Source organism: Microbacterium sp. AG790 (genome assembly GCF_003634765.1).
In the GTDB taxonomy this organism is placed as follows: Bacteria; Actinomycetota; Actinomycetes; order Actinomycetales; family Microbacteriaceae; genus Microbacterium.
The window spans coordinates 60,307-75,231 of sequence record NZ_RBWZ01000014.1; the positions used below are offsets into that span (position 1 = coordinate 60,307).

Sequence of the window (14,925 nt, forward strand, 5' to 3'; positions counted from 1 at the left end):
CTCAGCCGCGGAACCGGTCGCGCAGCTTCGAGAACATGCCCTGGTGGAACTGCGCCAGGCGGGGCGCCGGGGCCTTGGTCTTCTTGGCGAAGTCCTCGATGAGAGCGCGCTCCTTGGCGTCGAGCTTCGTCGGGGTGACGACCTGCACACCGACCCGGAGGTCGCCGCGCGTTCCGCCGCGCAGGGGCGTGATGCCGCGGCCCTTGATCGTCAGGACGTCGCCGGACTGCACGCCGGATCGCACCTCGAGGTCGACCTCGCCGTCGAGCGAGGAGATCGTCGTGTGGGTGCCGAGGATCGCGTCGGGCATCGAGACCTCGAGGGTGGCGAGCAGGTCGTCGCCCTCACGGCTGAAGACCTCGTGGGTGGCGACGGTGACCTCCAGGTAGAGGTCGCCGTTCGGACCGCCCGCCGGGCCGACCTCGCCCGAGCCGGGCAGCTGGAGGCGCAGGCCCGTCTCCACGCCGCCGGGGATGTCGACCGACACCGTCCGCCGTGCGCGCACGCGGCCCTGTCCCTGGCACGTCGCGCAGGGGTACGGGATGGTCGTGCCGTAGCCCTGGCACGTGGTGCAGGGCTGCGAGGTCATGACGTTGCCGAGAAGACTGCGCACGGTGCGCTGCACCTGACCCGAACCGTGGCAGATGTCGCACGTCGCCGGCTGGGTGCCCGGCTGGCAGCACGATCCCTCGCAGGTCTCGCACAGCACCGCCGTGTCGACGTCGATGTCACGGTGGGTGCCGAAGACGACATCGCCGAGATCCAGCGTCACCCGCACCAGCGCATCCTGGCCGCGCTCACGCCGCGATCGCGGTCGGCCGGCCCGTGCTCCCCCGCCGCCGAAGAACGTTTCGAAGATGTCGCCGAATCCGCCGAAGCCTGCGCCGCCTCCGCCGAAGGGCGAGCTGTCGCCGCCCATGTCATAGCGTTGGCGCTGCTCCGGGTCGCTGAGGACGTCGTACGCGTGGGTCACGAGCTTGAAGCGCTCCGACGCGTCCGCTCCGGGGTTGACGTCCGGGTGCAGCTCGCGCGCGAGACGCCGGTACGCCTTCTTGATCTCGTCGGGGCTCGCATCGCGGGACACGCCCAGGACTTCGTAGTGGTCGGCCACAATCGCCTTTCCTGCCCTGCCGGGCGCGGGTCGGTGTTCGGGAGCGCGACGCTCAGCGGGACGTGTCGTCCTCGTCGAGCAGTCGGCTCAGATAATGCGCGACGGCGCGGACCGCCGCGAGGTTGGTGGGGTAATCCATGCGGGTGGGGCCGAGGAGGCCGACGCGGGCGCGGGTGCCCGTTGCGTCGTACTCGCTCGTGAGGATGGAGGCCTCCGTGAGTCCGAAGGGCTCGTTCTCCCGACCGATGCTCGCGGCGAGACCGTGCTCGTCGGCGACCATCTCGCCCATCAGACGCAGCAGGGTGACCTGCTCCTCGATGGCCTCCAGCAGCGGGTAGATGCTGCCGCGGAAGTCGCCCTCGCGCCGCGCGAGGGTCGCACTTCCGGCCATCACGAGCCGGTCCTGCCGGAAGTCCTCGAGCTCCTCGCCCACGATGCGCGCGACGGTGCGCAACGCGGCGTCGATGCGGGTGCCGTCGGCAGCGGATGCCGAGAGAGCCTCGATGGCGGCCGCGGCCTCGCCGACGGGCTTGCCCGTGACCAGCCGCGCGATCGCGGTCTTGACCTGTCGGGCGGCATCCTCGGTGAGCTCCTCGGCCAGGAAGGCCACGCGCTGGGAGACTCGCCCGGTGTCGGTCACGACGATGACCACCACGCGCGGGCCGCCCAGATGGACGAACTCGATGTGCGTGACGTTCGCGCGCGCGAACGACGGGTACTGCACGATGGCGACCTGTCCGGTGAGCTGCGTGAGGGCGCGCACGGTGCGCATCAGGAGCTCGTCGAGATCGCCCGGATCGCTGAGGAACGACGAGATCGCCGAGCGCTGCGCCGTGGACAACGGCCGCAGGTCGGCGAGATGGTCGACGAACACGCGGTAGCCCTTGTCGGTGGGTACGCGTCCGGAGGACGTGTGCGGCGCGGCGATGAGCTCCTCGTCCTCCAGGAGCGCCATGTCGTTGCGGATGGTCGCCGCGGACACGCCGAACTGGTGACGTTCGACGATCGCCTTGCTGCCGACGGGCTCATGGGTGTCGACGTAGTCCTGCACGATCGCGCGGAGGACCTGCAGGCCGCGTTCCGAGACCATCGCTCCTCCTTGTTGGCACTCAGGGTCGTCGAGTGCCAATATTACCGCGATCGCGCGGTCAGGCGGTGAGGGCGCGCACCACGGCATCCGCCAGCAGGCGGCCGCGGCGGGTGAGGACGACGCGGCCGCGCACGGCGGAGGACCCGTCGATGAGCCCGTCGGCGATGAGTGCCGCGATCGCGTGACGACCCTCTTCGGTCAGCTCGGACACCGCGATGCCCTCGGCGATCCGCGACCGCAGGAGCACGTCCTCGAGTCGCCGCGCAGCGGCATCGGGGCGCTCCCGCGCCGCCGCGGGCGACGTGCCGGCGGCAAGGCGCTGCGCATACGCCGCGGGGTGTTTGACGTTCCACCACCGCAGGCCGTCGACGTGGCTGTGCGCGCCGGGGCCGTAGCCCCACCAGTCGGTGCCGCGCCAGTACGCGAGGTTGTGGCGGGAGCGGTGACGGGGCGCCGTCGCCCAGTTCGACACCTCGTACCAGCCGAACCCGTTCGATGCGAACGCCTCGTCGGCCAGCTCGTACATGTCGGCCTGGAGGTCGTCGTCCGGCGCGGCGACCTCTCCGCGGCGGATCTGGCGCTCGAGCTTCGTGCCCTCTTCGATGATGAGCGCGTACGCGGAGATGTGGTCGGGTGCGAGCGCCACAGCTGCCTCGACCGAACGACGCCAGTCGTCCAACGCCTCCCCCGGCGCGCCGTAGATCAGATCGACGCTCACATCGAGGCCGGCCGAGCGCCCCGCGTCGACGGCCGTCTGCACGCCGGCCGGATCGTGGGTGCGCTCGAGTGCGGCGAGCACGTGGGGCACGGCCGACTGCATGCCGATCGACAGCCGGGTCACGCCGGCCTCCGCCAGCTCGTGTGCCATTGCGACGGTCACCGTGTCGGGGTTGGCCTCGACGGTGACCTCGGCGTCGGCGGCCAGCGCGAAGGCGGAGCGGATGCCGTCGAGCATCCGCGCCAGATCTCCCGCGGGAAGCAGAGTGGGCGTGCCGCCGCCGAAGAAGACGGTGGATGCCGCGCGGAGGGGCCCCCGCGCCGACAGCACGCCCCGTGAGAGCGCGATCTCGCGGAGAACCTCGTCGGCGTACGCGTCCTGGCGCGCGCCCCGGAGCTCCGTGGCGGTGTAGGTGTTGAAGTCGCAGTAGCCGCAGCGCACCCGGCAGAAGGGCACGTGCAGGTAGACGCCGAAGTCGCGGGCGGGGTCGATCGAGATATCGGGCGGCAGCGCGCCGTCGATCGGCGCGGGGTCACCGAGCGGGAGGGCGGAGCCCATCAGGCCGGCGTCGTGTACAGCGGAGAGATGGCTTGCAGGTATCCGCGGAACAGCTCACGACGGCGTCGCTTCACCAGCGCCGGAACGACGCGGTAGAGCGTGGCGACGGGACGGTCGAAGGCACGCACCGTGAAGCGTACTTCGTCGTTGTCCGCCCAGGTCACGACGAACGACTCCTCGCCGCTGACGACGGAGTCGCCGACCGTCCCCAGAGCGAAGCCGACGCGCCGGGGCTCTTCGATCGCGTAGATGACGCGCAGCTCGCCGTCCGCGTTCATGCCCTTGACGTGTCCGCGCACCCGCACCGTCGTTCCCGCAGCCACGTACGGGGTCCCGTCGGCGTCGAAGCGCTGGTCGGCGTCCAGGCGACTCGCGACCATCGGATTGCCGTCGACGTCGTAGCCCACGCCCGTGTACATCGGTCCGGCAGCCGGACGCACGTCCGAGATCGTGAGGCCCGCTCCGCGCAGCGCCGTCCACGACAGCAGCGCGTCGGCCGACGACTCGAAGCGGGCGTGGCCGCTGCCGAGCAGCCAGGAATCCTCCGCCGGAACGCTGCTCTCGGGCGGATAGCTCATGAGGTCGTGCGCCTGCGTGGCGCCGACGGCGGCGTAGTCGACAGTGTCGTCCTGAAAGCTTCCGCGACGCATGATGTCCAGCCTAACCGGGGCGTCCGGCTTACTTCTTGTCCTTGCCTTCGACATCACCGGAGAGCGCGGCGATGAAGGCCTCCTGAGGCACCTCGACGCGACCGACCATCTTCATGCGCTTCTTGCCCTCCTTCTGCTTCTCCAGCAGTTTGCGCTTGCGGGTGATGTCGCCGCCGTAGCACTTGGCGAGCACGTCCTTGCGGATGGCGCGGATGTTCTCGCGCGCGATGATCCGCGCGCCGATGGCGGCCTGGATGGGCACCTCGAACTGCTGGCGCGGGATGAGTTTGCGCAGGCGTTCGGTCATGAGGGTGCCGTACGCGTACGCCTTCTCCCGGTGGACGATCGAGCTGAACGCGTCGACCTTCTCACCTTGCAGCAGGATGTCGACCTTCACGAGATCGGCCTCCTGGGATCCGGCAGGCTCGTAGTCGAGGCTCGCGTAGCCCTGGGTCTTGGACTTCAGGTGGTCGAAGAAGTCGAAGACGATCTCGCCGAGCGGCATGTTGTAGCGCAGCTCGACCCGGTCCTCACTGAGGTAGTCCATGCCGAGGAGCGTTCCGCGGCGCTGTTGGCAGAGCTCCATCACCGTGCCGACGTAGTCCTTGGGCAGCAGGATGCCGACCTTGACGACCGGTTCCGAGACGCTCGCGACGCGGCCGTCCGGGTACTCGCTCGGGTTGGTGACCGTGACGGATTCGCCGGTGTCGGTCGTGACCTCGTACGTCACTGACGGGGCCGTGGTGATCAGGTCGAGGCCGAACTCGCGCGACAGACGCTCCGTGATGATCTCGAGGTGCAGCAGGCCCAGGAATCCGCAACGGAACCCGAAGCCCAGCGCGACGGAGGTCTCCGGCTCGTACTGGAGTGACGCGTCCGACAGCTTCAGCTTGTCGAGCGCCTCACGCAGATCGGCGTAGTCGCTGCCGTCGATCGGGTAGATGCCGCTGAAGACCATCGGCTTGGGGTCGGTGTAGCCGGCCAGCGCTTGTCCCGCGGGCTTGCGGTGGTTGGTGATCGTGTCGCCGACCTTCGACTGGCGCACATCCTTCACGCCGGTGATGAGGTAGCCCACCTCGCCGACGCCGAGGCCCCGGGTGGGAACCGGCTCGGGGCTGGAGACACCGATCTCGAGCAGGTCGTGGGTCGCTCGCGTGGACATCATCTGGATGCGCTCGCGCGGTTCGAGTTTGCCGTCGACCATGCGGACGTACGTCACGACGCCGCGGTACGCGTCGTAGACGGAGTCGAAGATCATGGCGCGCGCCGGGGCGTCGGCGTCGCCGACCGGCGCGGGGATGCGCTCGACGATGCGGTCGAGCAGCTCCTCCACCCCCATGCCCGTCTTGCCCGAGACCCGCAGCACGTCGGCGGGGTCGCCGCCGATGAGGTTCGCAAGCTCCGCGGCGTACTTCTCCGGATCGGCGGCGGGCAGATCGATCTTGTTGAGCACCGGAATGATCTGGAGGTCGTTCTCCAGCGCCAGGTAGAGGTTCGCGAGGGTCTGCGCCTCGATGCCCTGCGCGGCATCCACGAGAAGGATGGCGCCCTCGCAGGCGGCGAGCGAGCGCGAGACCTCGTACGTGAAGTCGACATGGCCGGGCGTGTCGATCATGTTCAGTGCGAAGGTGCCGTCGGTCGTCGCCCACGGCATGCGGACGGCCTGCGACTTGATCGTGATGCCGCGCTCGCGCTCGATGTCCATACGGTCGAGGTACTGCGCACGCATATCGCGGTCCGAGACCACGCCGGTGATCTGCAGCATGCGGTCGGCCAGCGTGGACTTGCCGTGGTCGATGTGGGCGATGATGCAGAAATTGCGGATCAGCTCTGGAGGGGTCGCAGACGGCTCGAGAGGCTTCAGGGCGCGCGGTGACATGTCCCGAGCAGTCTACCGGCGTCTGCGGCGACGCCCCCGCGCCGCTGCGCGCGGGACTCTAGCGTGCCCGTCGCGCGACGCGCCAGGGCCGCGCAGGATGAGAAAGAGTTAACCGCTCATTCTCTTGCCGCCGCGATCCGCGCCACAGAAGCTCGATCTCACGTTCGATGGGACCGGATGTCGTGCGGCGTTCACTTCGGTGAAACCTTTTCGTCTCACAGCCACCTCATCATCGGCACTCAATCACCGAAGAGGACCGCCGTGTATGCGGCTGTCCGCTGTTGCATGCGAAACCAGGGAGAACACGTGTCAGATCCGACACCGGACGCCATGCGTCCCACCGCCGAGAGGCGGAAGCGACGCTCGATCGTCGCCGCCATCACCGCCGGAGCCCTCGCCCTCACCGGCGCGGGTCTGGCCGCTCTTCCCGCTCGGGCGGCGGTCTCCGCGGACGCCGCCGTGCTCATCAACGAGGTATACGGCGGGGGCGGCAACAGCAAGGCCACCTACACGCACGACTTCGTGGAACTCGTGAACGTCTCGTCGGCGCCGGTCAGCCTCGACGGCTGGACGCTGCAGTACGCCGCAGCAGGCGGCGACAACAAGTTCTCGGCGCAGCCCCTCAGCGGCACCATCGCCGCCGGACGCACCTTCCTCGTCCAGGAGGCGAAGGGGCAAGGCGGGACGACGCCCCTTCCCACACCGGATGCCGTCGGCTCGCTCGCGCTGAGCGGGACGACCGGCAAGGTCGCCCTGGTCTCGAGTGCGACCATCGTGACCGGACCGAGCGACGCCGATGTCGTCGACTACGTGGCCTGGGGCTCGTCCGCGACACCCGCGGCCGGCTCGCCCGCACCTGGCACCGAGAACCCGACCAGCATCTCGCGTAACGCATCGCACACCAACACCGCCGTCAACAGCGCGGACTTCGCCGTGGGCGCCCCCACTCCGCAGAACTCCGCCGCCGGCGCGGAGCCGACGCCTGGGCCGACCGGTACCGCGTCCCCCACTCCCCAGCCGAGCGCAACGTCGACGCCGACGCCGACTCCGCAGCCGACGTCGACGGCACCCGCGGGAACCGACACGATCACGCCGATCGCCGCGATTCAGGGATCCGCCGACAAGACGCCGCTGAACGGTCAGACCGTCACGACGGAAGGCGTCGTCACCGCTCACTACGCGACGGGCGGCTACAACGGCTACGTCATCCAGACGCCCGGAACGGGCGGCACGGTCGATCTGAGCACCCACACGGCATCCGACGCCATCTTCGTCTACGCGAAGACTTCGGCCGTGGCCAGCGAGGTCGCCCTCGGCGACACCGTGCGCGTCACCGGCAAGGCGTCCGAGTTCAACGGTCTGACACAGCTGACGGTCGATGCAGGCACGGCGCGCAAGATCGATGCGGCTGCGGCCCCCAAGCCCGTCGTGCTCAGCACATGGCCGGCCTCGACCGCGCAGCGGGAGAGCCTCGAGTCGATGCTCGTGAGCGTCACCGGCACCTTCACGGTCACCAACACCAACAACACCAACCGTTACGGCGAGGTGGGCCTGGCCGCAGGATCGGGCGTGCTCCGTCAGCCGACGGACGTCGCTCGCCCCGGCAGCTCCGAAGCCGCCGCGGTCACGGCGGACAACCTCGCGCGCGGCGTCGTCCTCGATGACGGCGGTTCGCTCGACTACGCGGCGCGTGCCAACAACGGGACCGGCGCGCTCCTGAACGGCGACCTGACTCCGGCCTACGTCTCGCTCGACAAGCCGGTCGTCGTCGGCGGCACCGCATCGTTGAGCGGCGCGTTCGTGCTCGATTACCGCAACAACACGTGGAAGCTGAACCCGGTGTCCTTCCTCGCCGGCGATGGCAAGACGCAGGGGCAGGCGAGCTTCACCAACCCGCGCACCGCGGCTCCCGCCTCGGTCGGCGGTGACCTCAGCGTGGGTTCGTTCAACGTGCTCAACTACTTCACGACGCTCGGCTCGTCCGATGCGTCCTGCCAGCCGTACACCGACCGCGCCGGCGTCGGCACGAACGTGCGCGGCGGCTGCGACCTCCGCGGCGCGTGGGGTGCGGCGGACCTCGCCCGCCAGCAGTCGAAGATCGTCTCGGCCATCAACACGCTGGACGCCTCGGTGGTCGGTCTCATGGAGATCGAGAACTCGGCCAAGTCCACGCCGGCGACGCCGGACAAGGCCGTCTCGACCCTCGTCGCGGCGCTCAACGCCGCTGCGGGAAGCGAGAAGTGGGCCTACGTCCCGGCATCCGCACAGCTGCCCGATGCGTCGCAGCAGGACGTCATCCGCAACGCGATCATCTATCAGCCCGCCCGGGTCGCCCCGGTCGGCGATGCGCTCGCGCTGGGGACGCAGTCCGGCTCCGGGCAGGCCTTCGACAACGCACGCGAGCCGATCGCGCAGAAGTTCGCTCCTGCCGCTGGCGGCGAGCCGTTCCTCTTCGTCGTGAACCACTTCAAGTCCAAGGGCTCCAGTGGCGCCAGCGGATCGCAGGCCGACCAGAAGGACGGACAGGGCGCCTGGAACCCGGCGCGCGTCGCTCAGGCGACCGCGCTGCGGGACTGGGTCTCTTCGATCACCACGACCGGCGAGGCAGCCGTCCTCGTCGGCGACTTCAACTCCTACACCCAGGAGGACCCGCTGAAGGTCCTCTACGATGCGGGCTACACGGATGCCGAGTCGGCGCTGAAGGTGGGGCGTTCCACCTACTCGTTCGACGGCCTCGCGGGCTCGCTCGACCACGTGCTGCTGAACGCGGCGGCCGGCAAGCGTGTCACGGGAGGTGATGTCTGGAACATCAACTCGGGCGAGTCGGTGGCGCTGGAGTACAGCCGCTACAACAACCACGGCACGCTGTTCTGGCAGGACGTTCCGTATCGCTCGAGCGATCACGATCCGCTGAAGGTCGGTCTGTCCGCACGCAAGAGCGCACCGACGAAGATCGACATCCTGACGATCAACGACTTCCACGGTCGCATCGAGCCCGGCAGCCAGGGCGAGGCCGGAGCGGCCGTGCTCGCCGGAGCGGTCGCTGCCAAGAAGGCGAAGAACCCGAACACGTTGCTGGTCTCGGCCGGCGACAACATCGGGGCGTCGACCTTCACTTCGCTGATCCAGCAGGACAGCCCGACCATCGACGCGCTGAAGGCCGCGGGGCTGGAGGTGTCGGCGGTGGGCAACCACGAGTTCGACCGTGGCTTCACCGACCTGAAGAGTCGCGTGCTGCCGCGTTTCGGCGGCAACACCGACCCCGCGAACGTGACCGACGCGCAGATCACCGCCGGTTCGCCGTTCGCGCTCGGCGCCAATGTGTACAAGAAGGGGACGACCACGCCTGTCCTGCCGGAGTACACCGTGAAGACGATCGGCGGCGTGCGCGTCGCCTTCATCGGCACGGTGACCACCGATACGGCGCGGATGGTCGACCCGAAGGGCATCGACGGCATCGAGTTCGGTGACCAGCTCGATGCGGCCAACCGGGTCGCCACGACGATCGCCGACGGCAACCTGGCCGACGTCACCGTGCTGCTCACGCACTCCGGCTCGTCGGTGTCGAACCAGTGCGACGCGGTCGCCACCGACCCCTCGGACTTCGGCACCCTCATCCGCGGGGCATCCAGCCACATCGATGCCATCGTCTCCGCGCACACGCACCAGACCTACGCGTGCAACGTGCAGGTGGGCTCCAGCGGGAAGCTGCGACCGGTCATCCAGGCGTCGGAGTACGGCAAGGCGCTCGGACAGCTCTCGCTGCAGTACGACACCGACGCTCACGAGCTGGTGTCGGCGACCGGATCGACGCAGGCGCTCGCCAAGGCCTACCCGGCCGATGCGGCGGTCGCCTCGATGGTCGCCGCCTTCACCGCACAGGCCAACACGATCGGTTCCAAGCCGGTGGGCGTCATCACGGCTGACATCCTGCGCGGCGGGAAGGGCGGCTCGGATCGCGGAGTCGAGTCGACGATGGGCAACACCGTCGCCGACATCTATCTGTGGGCCACGAGCACCAACCCGGGCTACGCGGGCACGAAGGCGCAGATCGCGCTGATGAACCCGGGCGGACTGCGCGCCGACCTCGTGCGCAGCGGCGACGGGACGGTGACGTTCAAGGATCTGGCCGCCGTGCAGCCGTTCGCGAACACGCTCGTCACGGTGACCCTCACCGGTGCCCAGCTGAAGGACATCCTGACGCGCCAGTGGCAGTCGACCGGCGACCGTCCCAAGCTGCACCTGGGCGTCTCGAAGGGCTTCACCTACGAGTACACCGAGGATGCACCGCTCGCCGGCCAGACGGCGTCGCGGTCGGGACACATCGTGTCGATGTCGCTGGACGGGAAGAAGATCAGCGACGCCGACACCTTCACGGTGGTGACGAACTCGTTCCTCGCCAACGGCGGGGACGGCTTCACGCCGTTCGCGCAGGGAACAGCCCGCACGGACACCGGTCAGGTCGACCTCGACGCGACCCTCGCCTACGCGGCGGCGGTCACGCCGATGACGCCCTCGCCGCTCGGACGCGCTGTGCTGGTCACCGCCACCACACCGACGCCGGGCCCGACCTCGAGCGCGTCCCCGACCGGTTCGCCCTCCACGACGGGCGCCCCGACCGGTGCGCCGTCTCCGTCGCCGTCGACGACGCTGCCGAGCACCGGCGGTGCCGCGGCGGGTGTGTCGACCGCGGGGCTGTCGGCCGATGGGCGCATCGAGCGCGGCGCGTCGTTCACGGTGACGCTCACCGGGCTGGGCGCGCGCGAACAGGTGGTCGCCACGCTGAACAGCGATCCGATCGTCATCACCGGCATCCCGGCCGCTGATGCCGCGGGCCGCGTGACGTTCACCGTGACGGTGCCGTCGACGCTCCCGCTGGGTACTCACCACCTCATCGTGTTGGGTGCCGACGGACGGGTCGTGCTGAACCTTCCGCTGCAGGTGGTCGGTGAAGGCACCCTCGCCACCACGGGCGCCGAGCTCCCCTGGGGTCTCGCGCTCGGCGGAGCGTTCTTGCTCGCGGCCGGCCTGCTGCTCGCGATGACACGTCGTCGTCGGAGCCTCATGGGCTGATCGCTCGCACCCGAGGCCCCGGCCCCGCTTCGGCGGGTGTCCGGGGCCTCGTGCGTGTCTGCGTGCACGTCGGATCCCGGGCCGCGCCCACTGCTTAGGCTGAAGACCATGGCGACGACGGTGGTGATGGTGCACGGCATCCGTACCTCGGCGACGATGTGGCGCGCGCAGGTCGAGCATCTGCGTGGCCGCGGCATCGACGCGGTCGCACTCGACCTCCCGGGCCACGGTGCGCGGATGGGTGAGCCCTTCACGCTCGACGGCGCATTCGCGACGATCGACGGCGCGGTGCGCGATGCCGCCACACGCGGCCGTGTGCTGCTCGTCGGCCACTCCATGGGCGGTCTCGTGTCCATCGAGTACGTCGGCGCGGCGGAGCGCCCGCCGGTCGACGCGTTCATCGCGGCATCCTGCACCGCGATCCCGCGCGGCGTGGCGCTGCAGACCTATCGCACGCTCGCTCGCGGCTTCGATCGGCTTCCCCGCCGCGGCGCACCGATCGCCGAGTGGGTGCTCGATCGCACGCTGCCCGTCGAGACGCGGGCCGACTTCGGCGCCGGTGGGTATGCGTATGACGCGCAGGACACCGCGCTGCGCAGCCTGTCGGTGCTCGACCTGCTCGCCGCGCTGCGTCGCATCGCGGTGCCGACGTGGTTCGTGAACGGGCAGTTCGATCAGTTGCGCATCAACGAGAGGCTGTTCACGTCTCTGGTGCCCGCCGCGGAGCTCATCGTGGTGCCGCGTACCTCGCACCTGGTCACCGCGATGCGTCCGCGGGTCTTCAACGCCGTTGTGGATCTGGCGCTGGCGACGATGGATGCCGGGACTCAGCCCGCACCATCAGGGTCATGAGTCCGCCGAGCACCGACAGCACGGCGCCGCCGAGGAACAGCAGCCAGAACCCCTCGACGGCGGCGACCAGGCCGGCGCCAACGAGCGGTCCGAGCAGTTGCCCCAGGCTCGCCGCAACGGTGACGAAGCCCAGGTCGCGCGCGCTGTCCTCGGCGAACGGCAGGAGGTCGGTGCCGAGTGCGAGCCCGACGGCCATGTACGCGCCGTACCCGACGCCCAGCAGCGCGGCCGCCACGAGGGCGATGTCGAAGGACGGGAACACTGCGAGCAGCAGAGCAGCAGCGCCCTGCACGAGGGCGGCGGCGACCGTCATGCCGCGTCGGCGTCCGGTGCGATCCGAGACCGCCCCGGCGACGACGGATGCCGCGACGACGAAGACGGTGTAGACGACGATGAGCAGCAGCAGTTCGTCCTGTGCGTCGGCCGGGTCGCGGTGCAGCCCGTAGAGAAGGAAGAACAGCAGCAGGCCGGTACCGAGGGCGTTGCCGATGTTGACGACGAGACGCCCCCACAGCATCCACGCGAAATCGCGGTCCCGGAAGGCGGCGAAGCGCTCCGCGGCGGAGAGACGGGTGCGTGCGGTGGCGGAAGCGGCGGGTGCGGGCGGGTCGGGCAGCAGCAGGGCGCCGAGGCCGCCCGCGATCAGCAGGACGCCGCCGAGGACGAGATAGCCCGCGATCACGCCCAGGCCGAGAAGGACGATGACCCCCACGCCGACGACGACTCCGAGGGCCTGCGAGGACGAGATCGAGGCGGAAGCGGTGCCGCGCTGCTCGGTGAGCTGGTCGGCGATCATCGCGGTGAACGCTGCGGATGCGACGGCGACACCGACGGAGACGCCGATCCACGAGATCGCCACCGCCCACGGGACCGTGGCGAACGCGAGGCCGATCAGCGAGACGGCGCCCAGTACCACTCCCCCGAGCGCCCACGGACGACGCCTGCCGAAGGCGCCACGGGTGCGATCGCTCATGCCGCCGGCGAGCGGGCCGGCGATGACACCCGCGAGGCCGCCGGCGGCGAGGATCAGTCCCGAGGACACCACCCCCGAGATCCACCGGTCGGCGTCGCCGGGGGTGTTCAGCTGCAGCGGGATGAGCAGCTGCAGCGGGGTCAGCTGGGCTGTCCAGATCGCCAGCCACGCGAGGGTGAACAGTGTGAACCATGCGGCACCGGCGCGTCGGGGCGCGTTCCGGGTGCTCGGGTCTGGCGAGGCGGCAGTCACGGCGACTCCTTCGTCGGCGGGCCTCGTCGATGAGGCCGAACGAGCCGATCATGCCGCACGCCCGGTGCCGCGGCCCGCATTGCGGGGGCGGCGCGCGGCGACCTGATAGACTCGGTGATTGGCTTGCGTGTGGGTCCCACCCCGCACGCCGCCGGAGGCGTCCCTCTACCGCTACCCCGGCACATCCATCGAAAACCGAACGAAAGAGCCGTCGAACGTGGCGAACATCAAGTCGCAGATCAAGCGCAACAAGACCAACGAGAAGGCGCGCGAGCGCAACAAGGCCGTCAAGAGCGAGCTGAAGACCGAGGTGCGTCGCACCCGCGAGGCGATCGCCGCCGGCGACAAGGCCGCTGCCGAGAAGGCGCTCGCGAAGGCGTCCAAGAAGCTCGACAAGGCTGTGAGCAAGGGCGTCATCCACGAGAACCAGGCCGCGAACCGCAAGTCGTCGATCGCGAAGCAGGTCGCCGCTCTCTGAGCCGCATCCACATCATCGAAGGCCCGTCCCCGCATCCGCGGCGGCGGGCCTTCGTCATGGGTGGGCACGGTGCACGCGCGTGCGCGTGCGCGTGTTCGTCGGTCCTGTCTGGTCGTTCATTCGTGCCGGATGCGACCAGACGGGACGGATGAGCGCGGGGTCGGGTGCGCCGCAGAGTGACGGATGCGGCATCCCCCGCGCTCAGGCGCCGTAGGGGGCGCGGGTGGCGATGATCGTGATGAGGCGCTCCACGGCGAAGACGGGATCGCGTGAGGCGCCTTTGACCTCGGCATCCGCCCGCGCCGCCGCCTGGATGGCGAGGCCGAGGCTCGCCTCGTTCCACCCCGTGAGGTCACGGCGCGCGCGATCGACCTGCCAGTCCTTCATGCCGAGTCGAGCCGCGAGCGACGCGGACGACTCTCGGATGCCGGCGACGCGCGCCATCGTTCGCAGCTTCGAGGCGATCGCGGCAACCAGCGGCACCGGATCGGCGCCGCTGGCGAGGGCGTGGCGAAGAGCCACGAGAGCATCGCCGTACCGGCCGGCGATGGCGGTGTCGGCGACCGTGAACGCCGAGGTCTCCACGCGGCCGCCGTAATACCGCTCCACGATCTGCTCGGTGATGTCGCCGGGCACGTCGGAGATGAGCTGCTGGCAGGCCGCCGCGAGCTCGGTGAGGTCGTCGGAGAATGCGCCCACGAGCGCGCGGAGAGCAACCGGCGCGATCTTCTTGCGCGCCGTCTGGAACTCCCCGGCCGCGAAGTCGAAGCGGTCGGAGTCGCGCTTGACGGCCGGGCACGCGATCTCGATGCCGCCACCGGTACCGGATCGGATCGCATCGAGCAGCTTCTTGCCGCGCACGCTGGAACCGGTGTGGCGGAGCACCACCGTGGCGCCGTCCTGGGGGGCCTCGATGTAGGCAAGGGCCTCGGTCAAGAAAGCGTCGGAGCACTTCTCGACGCCTCCGACGCGCACGAGCCGCGGCTCGCCGAACAGCGACGGCGACGTGAGGGTCAGCAGGCTTCCGGAGGTGTAGTCGTCGGCCCGCAGGTCGGAGACCTCCAGGCTCGCATCCTCCGCGCGGAGGAACTCGCGGATGCCGGCGGTCGCCCGCTCCGCGCAGACGTCCTCGGGCCCGGAGACGAGCACGACGGGCGCCGGCTGCGGCGACCGCCAGGAGATCTGCGGGATCGCCGACGCGGTGCGCGCGCCTCCGCGAGAGGCGGGACGACGCGGCGCGGAAGGCATGAACACCAGCCTACCGACGGCTCGCGACACCGAGGCAGCGCCC

General features: G+C 70.0%; 10 protein-coding genes. 3 read left to right on the forward strand and 7 right to left on the reverse strand.

Going from position 1 to position 14,925, the window contains the following annotated elements; all coding sequences use genetic code 11:
• Position 1 precedes the first annotated feature (1 nt).
• From dnaJ to lepA, 5 genes are read right to left on the reverse strand one after another with little or no spacing between them, the layout of a single operon-like run.
• Complete coding sequence (dnaJ, locus tag DEU37_RS14515; protein ID WP_121191305.1) at positions 2-1,111, reverse strand: molecular chaperone DnaJ; 1,110 nt, start codon at positions 1,109-1,111, stop codon at positions 2-4.
• 52 nt (positions 1,112-1,163) lie between these two features.
• Complete coding sequence (hrcA, locus tag DEU37_RS14520; RefSeq protein WP_121191306.1) at positions 1,164-2,201, reverse strand: heat-inducible transcriptional repressor HrcA; 1,038 nt, start codon at positions 2,199-2,201, stop codon at positions 1,164-1,166.
• Between the two features lie 58 nt (positions 2,202-2,259).
• On the reverse strand, positions 2,260-3,477 hold the full coding sequence (hemW, locus tag DEU37_RS14525; RefSeq protein WP_121191307.1) for a radical SAM family heme chaperone HemW: 1,218 nt from the start codon (positions 3,475-3,477) through the stop codon (positions 2,260-2,262).
• A complete protein-coding gene (locus DEU37_RS14530; protein WP_121191308.1) occupies positions 3,477-4,127 on the reverse strand; it encodes a DUF1990 family protein in 651 nt (216 codons plus the stop codon). The genes hemW and DEU37_RS14530 overlap by 1 nt, the downstream gene beginning before the upstream one ends.
• A gap of 28 nt (positions 4,128-4,155) precedes the next feature.
• Entirely contained in the window at positions 4,156-6,006 is a 1,851-nt protein-coding gene (lepA, locus tag DEU37_RS14535; protein ID WP_005049411.1) for a translation elongation factor 4, read from the reverse strand.
• Between the two features lie 306 nt (positions 6,007-6,312).
• Between lepA and DEU37_RS14540 the strand changes: the two genes are divergently transcribed.
• Positions 6,313-11,079: an ExeM/NucH family extracellular endonuclease gene (locus tag DEU37_RS14540; RefSeq protein WP_259457314.1), complete on the forward strand. Its 4,767-nt coding sequence runs from the start codon at positions 6,313-6,315 to the stop codon at positions 11,077-11,079.
• 108 nt (positions 11,080-11,187) lie between these two features.
• Positions 11,188-11,931 (forward strand): alpha/beta fold hydrolase, encoded by a 744-nt coding sequence (locus DEU37_RS14545; protein WP_121191310.1) that lies wholly within the window; start codon positions 11,188-11,190, stop codon positions 11,929-11,931.
• Here the strand turns inward: DEU37_RS14545 and DEU37_RS14550 are convergent.
• On the reverse strand, positions 11,861-13,156 hold the full coding sequence (locus tag DEU37_RS14550) for an MFS transporter (RefSeq protein ID WP_121191311.1): 1,296 nt from the start codon (positions 13,154-13,156) through the stop codon (positions 11,861-11,863). The two genes, DEU37_RS14545 and DEU37_RS14550, sit on opposite strands and share 71 nt — an antisense overlap.
• Before the next feature lie 217 nt (positions 13,157-13,373).
• Between DEU37_RS14550 and rpsT the strand changes: the two genes are divergently transcribed.
• The gene (gene rpsT, locus DEU37_RS14555; protein ID WP_036285140.1) at positions 13,374-13,634 is read left to right on the forward strand and encodes a 30S ribosomal protein S20; all 261 of its coding nucleotides are present in this window, start codon (positions 13,374-13,376) and stop codon (positions 13,632-13,634) included.
• Between the two features lie 201 nt (positions 13,635-13,835).
• On the opposite strand, the gene holA is transcribed toward rpsT, so the two are convergent.
• A complete protein-coding gene (gene holA / locus DEU37_RS14560) occupies positions 13,836-14,882 on the reverse strand; it encodes a DNA polymerase III subunit delta (protein WP_016465137.1) in 1,047 nt (348 codons plus the stop codon).
• Between the last annotated feature and the right edge of the window lie 43 nt (positions 14,883-14,925).

Bases quoted from the DNA above. Each gene is read 5' to 3' on its own strand.
- DEU37_RS14530 (WP_121191308.1), bottom strand. From the start codon at position 4,127: ATGCGTCGCGGAAGCTTTCAGGACGACACTGTCGACTACGCCGCCGTC.
- hemW (WP_121191307.1), bottom strand. From the start codon at position 3,477: ATGGGCTCCGCCCTCCCGCTCGGTGACCCCGCGCCGATCGACGGCGCG.
- holA (WP_016465137.1), bottom strand. From the start codon at position 14,882: ATGCCTTCCGCGCCGCGTCGTCCCGCCTCTCGCGGAGGCGCGCGCACC.
- DEU37_RS14545 (WP_121191310.1), top strand. From the start codon at position 11,188: ATGGCGACGACGGTGGTGATGGTGCACGGCATCCGTACCTCGGCGACG.
- hrcA (WP_121191306.1), bottom strand. From the start codon at position 2,201: ATGGTCTCGGAACGCGGCCTGCAGGTCCTCCGCGCGATCGTGCAGGAC.
- lepA (WP_005049411.1), bottom strand. From the start codon at position 6,006: ATGTCACCGCGCGCCCTGAAGCCTCTCGAGCCGTCTGCGACCCCTCCA.